This window comes from Nonomuraea sp. NPDC001684 (assembly GCF_053596515.1).
The window spans coordinates 1-7832 of the sequence record NZ_JBSFGJ010000436.1 but is presented as its reverse complement, the minus strand read 5'-3'; the positions used below and the strand labels follow the sequence as shown (position 1 = coordinate 7832).

Below are 7832 nucleotides of genomic sequence, written 5' to 3'. Positions count from 1 at the left end.
CGATGGGCTACCACTACGACGGCGGCTTCGCCGAGTACGTGGTCGTCCCGGCCAAGGTGCTGGCGGTGAACGGCGTCAACCCGGTACCGGACGGCGTCGGGTTCGCCGAGGCGTCGGTGGCCGAGCCGCTGGCCTGCGTGCTCAACGGCCAGTCGCTGGCCGGGGTGGGCCCGGGCGACGACGTCGTGGTGATGGGCGCGGGCCCGATCGGCTGCCTGCACGTACGGCTGGCGCGGGCGCGCGGCGCGTCCCGGGTCTTCCTGGTGGACGTCAACGCCGACCGGCTGGCGATGGCGGCCGAGCTGGTGCGTCCCGACGCGGTGATCGACTCCGACGCCGTCGGGCAGGTGCTCAAGCTGACCGGCGGCCGCGGCGCCGACGTCGTGATCACCGCGGCGGCCTCCGGCGCGGCCCAGGAGCAGGCGGTCCGGATGGCCGCCCGGCAGGGCCGCGTGAGCTTCTTCGGCGGGCTGCCGAAGGACGACCCGGTCATCGCGCTCGACGCCAACCTGGTCCACTACCGGGAGCTGACCATCGTGGGCGCGAACGGCTCCAGCCCCGCGCACAACGCCGAGGCCCTGCGCCTGGTGGCCGAGGGCGCCGTCGTGGTGTCCGACCTGATCACCCACCGGCTGCCGCTGCCCCGGGTGCTCGACGGGATCGACCTCGTCAGCACGGGCAAGGCGATCAAGGTGACGATAGAACCCTGAAGGAGGTTGGCGATGGCGAGTCGAACGGTGGCCGTGGCCAGCGCCGGCGGCCTGCACGCGCGTCCGGCGAAGGTGTTCGTGCGGGAGGCGGCCCGGCTCGGGGTGCCGGTGCGGGTGCGGCTCGGCGAGCGGTCGGTGCCGGCCGGCAGCATGCTGGGGGTGTTGTCGCTGGGCGCGACGCAGGGCACGGTGGTGACGCTGGAGGCCGAGGGCGCGGGGGCCGAGGAGGCGCTCGACGCGCTGGCCGCCCTGCTGTCCCGCGACCTCGACGCCGTCCCCACGCCCGGTGCGGCTGAAACTGCAGCCGGTGAGGCGCTCGATGGCTGAGGCGACGCTGAAGGGGGTGGGGGTCAGCCAGGGCCGCACCGCCGGGCCCGTGGTGCGGATGGCGGCCCCGCCGGTGCTGCCCGCCCCCCGCCCGGTCACCGACCCCGGCGCCGAGACGGCCGCCGCCGCGAAGGCGCTCGACGCCCTCGCCGCCGACCTGGAACGCCGCGCCGCCCACGCCGGCGCCGAAGGGGCCGAGATCCTGGAGGCGCTGGCCATGATGGCCGCCGACCCGGAGCTGCGCGAGCAGGCCGAGGCGCACGTGCGCGACGACGGCCTGGACGCCCCCCACGCCCTGGACGCCGCCTTCTCCGCGCACCAGGAGGCCCTGGCCGCGCTCGGCGGCTACCTCGCCGAGCGGGCCGCCGACCTCGACGACCTCAGGTCCCGCGCGGTGGCCGCCGCCCTGGGCCTGCCCATGCCGGGCGTGCCCGACCCCGGCCATCCGTTCGTGCTGGTGGCCGCGGACCTGTCGCCCGCCGACACCGTCGGCCTGGGCCCGCGGGTGCTGGCGCTGGTCACCGAGCGCGGCGGGCCCACCAGCCACACCGCCATCCTGGCCCGCGGCCGCGGCCTGCCCGCCGTGGTGGCCTGCGTGGGCGTCACGGCCGTCCCCGACGGGACGGTGGTCGGCGTGGACGGCGTCACCGGCGAGGTCACGGTCGGCCTCACCGGCGAGGAGGCCGACCGCGTACGGGAGTCCGACCGGCGCGACCGCGAGCGGCTGGCCGCAAGCGCCGGGCCGGGCAGGACGGCCGACGGCCACCCGGTGAGGCTGCTGCACAACATCGGCTCGGCCGCGGACCTGCGGCCGGGCGCGGAGGGCGTGGGCCTGTTCCGCACCGAGTTCCTGTTCCTCGACCGCAGGCTGCCGCCCTCCCACGAGGAGCAGGTCGCCGCGTACGCGGAGGTGTTCGCCGGGGGCGGCCCGGTGACCGTGCGCACGCTCGACGCCGGCACCGACAAGCCGCTGCCCTTCCTCGGCCTGCCGGCCGAGCCCAACCCGGCGCTGGGCGTGCGCGGCCTGCGCGTCGACCGGGTGCTGCCCGGCGTCCTGGACGCCCAGCTCGACGCCATCGCCGAGGCCGCCCGCGCCACGGGCGCCGACGTGCGGGTGATGGCCCCGATGGTGACCACCGCGCGCGAGGCCGCCGACTTCGCCCGCCGCGTGCGCGCCCGCGGCCTCGCCCGCGCGGGCGTGATGGTCGAGGTGCCCGCCGCCGCCCTCCAGGCCGACGAGCTGCTGGCCGAGGTGGACTTCCTCAGCGTCGGCACCAACGACCTGGCCCAGTACACCTTCGCCGCCGACCGGCAGCATCCCGGCCTGTCCGACCTGCTCGACCCGGCTCAGCCCGCCCTGCTGCGGCTGGTCGGCATGTGCGCCGAGGCCGGGCTGCGGGCGGGCAAGCCGGTCGGGGTGTGCGGCGAGGCCGCCGGCGACCCGGCGGTCGCGCCGCTGCTGGTGGGGCTCGGGGTGTCCAGCCTGTCGATGGCCCCCGTGTGCGTGCCCGTCGTCCGCGAGGCGCTGGCGGCCCTCACCCTGGAGGAGTGCCGGGAGCGCGCCCGCCTGCCGCGGCGCTGACCGGTCAGCCGACCGGCTCGGGGTTGTGGGCCCTGAGCCGGAGCCGGTCGTCCTCGACGTCCACGGTGACCTTGCCGCCCTCGGCCACCTCGCCGGTCAGCAGCATCGTGGACAGGCGGTTGTCCAGTTCCCGCTGCACGGTCCGGCGCAGCGGGCGGGCGCCGAACTCGGGCTGGTAGCCGCGCCGGGCCAGCCAGTCCTTGGCCTCGTCGGTGACCTCCAGGGTGACGTTCTGGCCGCGCAGCCGCTGCCGGGTGCGCTCCAGCAGCAGGTCCACGATCTGGCGCAGCTGCTGGCGTTCCAGCCGCTTGAAGACGATCACCTCGTCGATGCGGTTGAGCAGCTCGGGGCGCAGGGAGTGGCGCAGCAGGTCCATGAGCTCGTCCTGGAGCTGCGGCGAGTCGCCCTCGGCGTCCAGGATGAGCTGGGCGCCGATGTTGCTGGTCATGATGACGATGGTGTTGGTGAAGTCGACCGTGCGGCCCTGGCCGTCGGTCAGGCGGCCGTCGTCGAGCATCTGGAGCAGGATGTTCATGACGTCGGGGTGGGCCTTCTCGATCTCGTCGAGCAGGATGACGCCGTGCGGGCGGCGGCGGACGGCCTCGGTGAGCTGGCCGGCCTCCTCGTAGCCGACGTACCCGGGGGGCGCGCCGATCAGGCGGGAGACGGTGTGCCGCTCCTGGAACTCGCTCATGTCGATGCGCACCATGTGGTCCTCGCCGCCGAACAGCGCGGCGGCCAGCGCCCTGGCCAGCTCGGTCTTGCCGACGCCGGTCGGGCCGAGGAACAGGAAGCTGCCGATGGGCCGGTTGGGGTCCGACAGGCCCGCCCTGGCCCTGCGCACGGCCTCGGCGATGGCGGTGACGGCCTCGTCCTGGCCGATGACCCGCTCGTGCAGGTGCTCCTCCAGCCGCATCAGCCGCTCGCGCTCCTGCTCGGTGAGCTGGGTGACGGGGATGCCGGTACGCCGGGAGACGACCTCGGCGATGTCCTCCACCATGACCTGCGGGACGGTGTCGTGACCCTGCCGGGCGCGGTCCAGCTCGGGACGGAGCTTGTCGATCTGGACGGTGAGCTCCTTGGCCCGGTCGAAGTCGTCGGAGGTGACCGCCTGGTCCTTGTCGCGGCGCAGCGACTCCAGGCGTTCCTCCAGCTCGCGCACGTCGCTGCCGGGGGTGCGCGAGCGCAGCCGGACCCGGGCCGAGGCCTGGTCCATCAGGTCGATGGCCTTGTCGGGCAGGAAACGGTCGGAGATGTAGCGGGCCGAGAGGTTGGCGGCGGCGTCCAGGGCCTCGTCGGTGATGCGGACCTGGTGGTGGGCCTCGTAGGCGTCGCGCAGCCCGGCCAGGATCTCGACCGTCTGCTCGACGGTGGGCTCGCTGACCAGGATGGGCTGGAAACGGCGTTCGAGCGCGGCGTCCTTCTCGATGTTCTTGCGGTACTCGTCGATGGTGGTGGCGGCGATGACGTGCAGCTCGCCGCGGGCCAGGGCGGGCTTGAGGATGTTGGCCGCGTCCATGCCGCCCTCGGCCGAGCCGGCGCCGACCAGGGTGTGCACCTCGTCGATGAAGACGATGGTCTCGTCGGCGTGCGCGCGCACCTCGTCGATGACCTTCTTGATGCGCTCCTCGAACTCGCCCCGGTACTTCGACCCGGCGACCATGCCGGTCAGGTCGAGCGCGACGACGCGGCGGTCCTTGAGCGTGTCGGGCACGCTGCCGTTGACGATGCGCTGGGCGATGCCCTCGACGATGGCGGTCTTGCCGACGCCGGGCTCGCCGATCAGGCACGGGTTGTTCTTGGTGCGCCGCGAGAGCACCTCGATGGCCTGCTCGATCTCGTCCTCGCGGCCGACGACCGGGTCGATCCTGCCCTGCCTGGCCTCCTCGGTCAGGTCGCGGCCGTACTCGTCGAGCGCGGGGGTGTCCGTGGGCCGCCGCCCGTCGCCGTGCTGCTGGCGGGACGCGCCGGACATGATGGCCTGCTGCAGTTCGTTGGCCGAGACGCCCTGCTCCTGGAGCAGCCGGGCGGCCGCGGAGTCGGGGTTGGCGGCCAGGGCGAGCAGCAGGTGCTCGGGGCCGATGTAGGAGGACTGGAGGGCGCGGGAGATGCGCTGGGCGTCCAGGACGGCGCGTTTGGCCGCCGGGGTGAGCGTGGTGGGCGGCTCGGCGCCGGTGCCGGGTCCGGCCAGGGCGTCGATGCGGTCGCGCAGCCTGCCGAGGTCGACGCCCGCCGCCTGCATCAGCGGGCGGGTGGCGTCGGACTCGGTCAGCGCGTCGAGGACGTCGAGGACGTCCATGTCCTGGGCGCCGCGCTGCCCGGCGACCTCCAGGGCCCGGCTGAGCACCTCCCTGGCCGAGGCGCTGAGCAGCTTGCCCACGTCGACCCGCTGCACGCTGGGACGCGACGGCGGCCAGCCTTCCATCCCGCCGAACACCCGCCCTGTGAGCTCCTCGAACCCCCTGAACGGATCTCCCCCGAAGAACGACCTGAACGGCATGTCGGACATTTGATCTCCCCCTAGTGCATCAGGGGGACATCTAGCCGAAGAACCCGCAAGTCATAGCCAGCAATCGGCAAAAGGACGCATGACTCGGCGGCCGTTCACTGCGTGGCGATGAGGTCGATGACGGGGGTGTCGCCCGAGACGAGCTCCAGCGTGCGATGCGCGGTGCCCGGGTTCTCCAGCAGCGCCATGACGACGGCGGCCACGTCGTCGCGCGGCACCGAGCCGGGCGGCACCTCGGGGGCCAGCCGGACCAGGCCCGTGCCGGGCTCGTCGGTCAGGCGGCCGGGGCGCAGGATCGTCCAGGCCAGGCCGTCGCGGGCGCGCAGGTCGTCCTCGGCGGCGGTCTTGGCCTCGATGTAGGCGGCCCAGACCGCGTCGCTGCCCGGCGCGGGCGGGCGGCCGGCGCCCATGGAGGAGATCTGGATGAACCGCCGCACGCCCGCCCGCTCGGCGGCGTCGGCCATCAGGACGGACGCGGCCCGGTCGACGGTGTCCTTGCGGGCCGCGCCGCTGCCCGGGCCGGCGCCGGCCGCGAAGATCACGGCGTCGGCGCCGCGCAGGATCTCCGTCACCTCGTCGGCGGTGGCCCGCTCCAGGTCGCACAGCACGGCCTCGGCCCCGGTGGCCTCGACGTCGGCCACGTGCGCGGGGTTGCGCACCAGGCCGACCGCGCCGGACCTGAGCCGCTCGGCCAGCCGCAGCGCGATCTTGCCGTGGCCACCCGCGATGATGATCCGCATGCCCCCCATGGTGTCATGGACGTCATGAACGACTTCCCGCAGGCCCCCACGCCCGCGTTCCTGTTCGACCTGGACGGCACCCTGATCGACAGCGTCTACCAGCACGTCATCGCCTGGCGGCAGGCGCTGTCCGGGATGGGGATCGACCTGTCGGTGTGGCGCATCCACCGGCGCATCGGCATGAGCGGCGGCCTGTTCGTCAGCGCGCTGCTGCGCGAGACCGGGCTGAAGCTGACCCAGGAGCAGATCGACGAGTTGCAGGTCACCCACGCCGAGGCGTACGAGCAGCAGGTGGCGTCGGTCCGGCCGCTGCCGGGGGCGGCCGAGCTGCTCGGCGAGCTGTCCGCGCGCGGCGTGCCGTGGGCCATCGCGACCAGCGGCTACGCCCGTACGGCCCGGCTCGCGCTGGGCATGCTCGGCCTGCCGGAGGACACCCCGATGGTCACCCGCGACCAGGTGCGGCGGGCCAAGCCGGACCCGGATCTGTTCCTGGCCGGTGCGGCGCTCGTCCAGGTGGACCCGCTGCATGCGATGGTGGTGGGCGACAGCGTCTGGGATCTGCTGGCCGCCCGCCGGGCGGGCGCGCTCGGCATCGGGCTGCTGTCCGGTGGATATGGCAGGGACGAGCTCGAACGCGCCGGGGCCTTCCGCGTGTACGCCGATCCGGCGGACATGCTCGCCAGGCTGGACGAGCTCGGCGTGCGCTCCCCGTCCTGAGCGAAGGGGGAATATCTCGCCGAACCTCCCAGCTTGATCGTGCGTATCCCCCACAGAGGAGCATTGAAGATGGACTTGGCAGACATCGGCGTCACCGGCCTGGCCACCATGGGGCGCAACCTGGCCAGGAACCTGGCCAGGCACGGGTACGCCGTCGCCGTGCACAACCGCACGACGGCCCGCACCCAGCAGTTGATCAGGGAGTTCGGCGGGGAGGGCACGTTCGTGCCGGCCGAGGAGCTGGCCGCCTTCGTGGCGTCGTTGAAGCGGCCGCGCCGGGCGATCATCATGGTGAAGGCGGGTCCCGGCACCGACGCGGTGATCGACCAGCTCGCCGAGCTGATGGAGCCGGGCGACATGATCGTCGACGGTGGCAACGCGCATTTCCAGGACACCCGGCGGCGTGAGGCGGCGCTGCGCGAGCGCGGCATCCATTTCGTCGGCACCGGCATCTCCGGCGGCGAGGAGGGCGCGCTGCTCGGCCCGAGCATCATGCCGGGCGGCTCGAAGGAGTCGTGGGAGGCGCTGGGCCCGATCCTGCAGGACATCTCCGCCAAGGTGGACGGGGTGCCGTGCGCCGTGCACGTCGGCCCCGACGGCGCCGGGCACTTCGTGAAGATGGTGCACAACGGCATCGAGTACTCGGACATGCAGCTCATCGCCGAGTCCTACGACCTGCTGCGCCAGGCCCTGGGGGCGACGCCGGCCGAGCTGGCCGAGGTGTTCAGGGAGTGGAACCGGGGCGACCTGGACTCGTACCTGATCGAGATCACCGCCGAGGTGCTGGAGCAGGTCGACGCGGCCACGGGCAAGCCGTTCGTGGACGTCGTGGTGGACCAGGCCGAGCAGAAGGGCACCGGCCGCTGGACCGTGCAGAGCGCGCTCGACCTGGGCGTGCCGGTGACCGGCATCGCCGAGGCGGTCTTCGCCCGCGCGTTGTCGGGCCATCCGGAGCAGCGCGCCGCCGCCGCGTCGCTGGAGGGCCCGAAGCTGTCCGGCGTCGGCGGCCGCGAGCTGATCGAGGACGTGCGCCAGGCCCTGTACGCGTCCAAGATCGTCGCCTACGCGCAGGGCTTCGACCAGATCGCCGCCGCCTCCGAGGAGTACGGCTGGGACGTCGACCCGGGCGCCATGGCCACCATCTGGCGCGGCGGCTGCATCATCAGATTCACGGGGGTGCTTCAGTTCGCGATGCGATGAGGGACGAAGGAGGAGGTGTCGTCGGTGATCAGGCCGGTGGTCTCCCT

7 protein-coding genes are annotated in these 7832 nt (G+C 73.7%); 5 read left to right on the top strand and 2 right to left on the bottom strand.

Annotated elements, in window-relative coordinates; translation table 11 throughout:
• From ACWCSD_RS42855 to ptsP, 3 genes are all read left to right on the top strand, one after another.
• On the top strand, positions 1–710 hold a 710-nt coding region (locus ACWCSD_RS42855; RefSeq protein WP_449923743.1), incomplete at its 5' end, for a zinc-binding dehydrogenase.
• Positions 711–722: 12 nt separating this feature from the next.
• Complete coding sequence (locus ACWCSD_RS42850) at positions 723–1037, top strand: HPr family phosphocarrier protein (protein WP_397156461.1); 315 nt, start codon at positions 723–725, stop codon at positions 1035–1037.
• Complete coding sequence (gene ptsP, locus ACWCSD_RS42845) at positions 1030–2619, top strand: phosphoenolpyruvate--protein phosphotransferase (RefSeq protein WP_449923740.1); 1590 nt, start codon at positions 1030–1032, stop codon at positions 2617–2619. The genes ACWCSD_RS42850 and ptsP overlap by 8 nt, the downstream gene beginning before the upstream one ends.
• 4 nt (positions 2620–2623) lie before the next feature.
• Here ptsP and ACWCSD_RS42840 read toward each other — a convergent pair whose 3' ends face one another.
• Positions 2624–5128 carry an ATP-dependent Clp protease ATP-binding subunit gene (locus ACWCSD_RS42840; protein ID WP_449923737.1) on the bottom strand — a complete coding sequence of 835 codons (2505 nt, stop codon included), beginning with the start codon at positions 5126–5128 and terminating at the stop codon, positions 2624–2626.
• 95 nt (positions 5129–5223) lie between these two features.
• Positions 5224–5868 carry an SDR family oxidoreductase gene (locus tag ACWCSD_RS42835; RefSeq protein ID WP_449923734.1) on the bottom strand — a complete coding sequence of 215 codons (645 nt, stop codon included), beginning with the start codon at positions 5866–5868 and terminating at the stop codon, positions 5224–5226.
• A 24-nt stretch (positions 5869–5892) separates the two neighbouring features.
• On the opposite strand from ACWCSD_RS42835, the gene ACWCSD_RS42830 reads away from it, so the two are divergent.
• Both ACWCSD_RS42830 and gndA read left to right on the top strand, forming a co-directional pair.
• Entirely contained in the window at positions 5893–6585 is a 693-nt protein-coding gene (locus tag ACWCSD_RS42830; protein WP_397157560.1) for an HAD family hydrolase, read from the top strand.
• 69 nt (positions 6586–6654) lie between these two features.
• Positions 6655–7785 carry an NADP-dependent phosphogluconate dehydrogenase gene (gene gndA / locus ACWCSD_RS42825; RefSeq protein ID WP_449923731.1) on the top strand — a complete coding sequence of 377 codons (1131 nt, stop codon included), beginning with the start codon at positions 6655–6657 and terminating at the stop codon, positions 7783–7785.
• Positions 7786–7832 lie beyond the last annotated feature (47 nt).

Excerpts from the sequence above, each read along its gene's own strand:
- ptsP (WP_449923740.1), top strand. The coding sequence starts at position 1,030 with ATGGCTGAGGCGACGCTGAAGGGGGTGGGGGTCAGCCAGGGCCGCACC.
- ACWCSD_RS42850 (WP_397156461.1), top strand. The coding sequence starts at position 723 with ATGGCGAGTCGAACGGTGGCCGTGGCCAGCGCCGGCGGCCTGCACGCG.
- ACWCSD_RS42830 (WP_397157560.1), top strand. The coding sequence starts at position 5,893 with ATGAACGACTTCCCGCAGGCCCCCACGCCCGCGTTCCTGTTCGACCTG.
- ACWCSD_RS42835 (WP_449923734.1), bottom strand. The coding sequence starts at position 5,868 with ATGCGGATCATCATCGCGGGTGGCCACGGCAAGATCGCGCTGCGGCTG.
- gndA (WP_449923731.1), top strand. The coding sequence starts at position 6,655 with ATGGACTTGGCAGACATCGGCGTCACCGGCCTGGCCACCATGGGGCGC.
- ACWCSD_RS42840 (WP_449923737.1), bottom strand. The coding sequence starts at position 5,128 with ATGTCCGACATGCCGTTCAGGTCGTTCTTCGGGGGAGATCCGTTCAGG.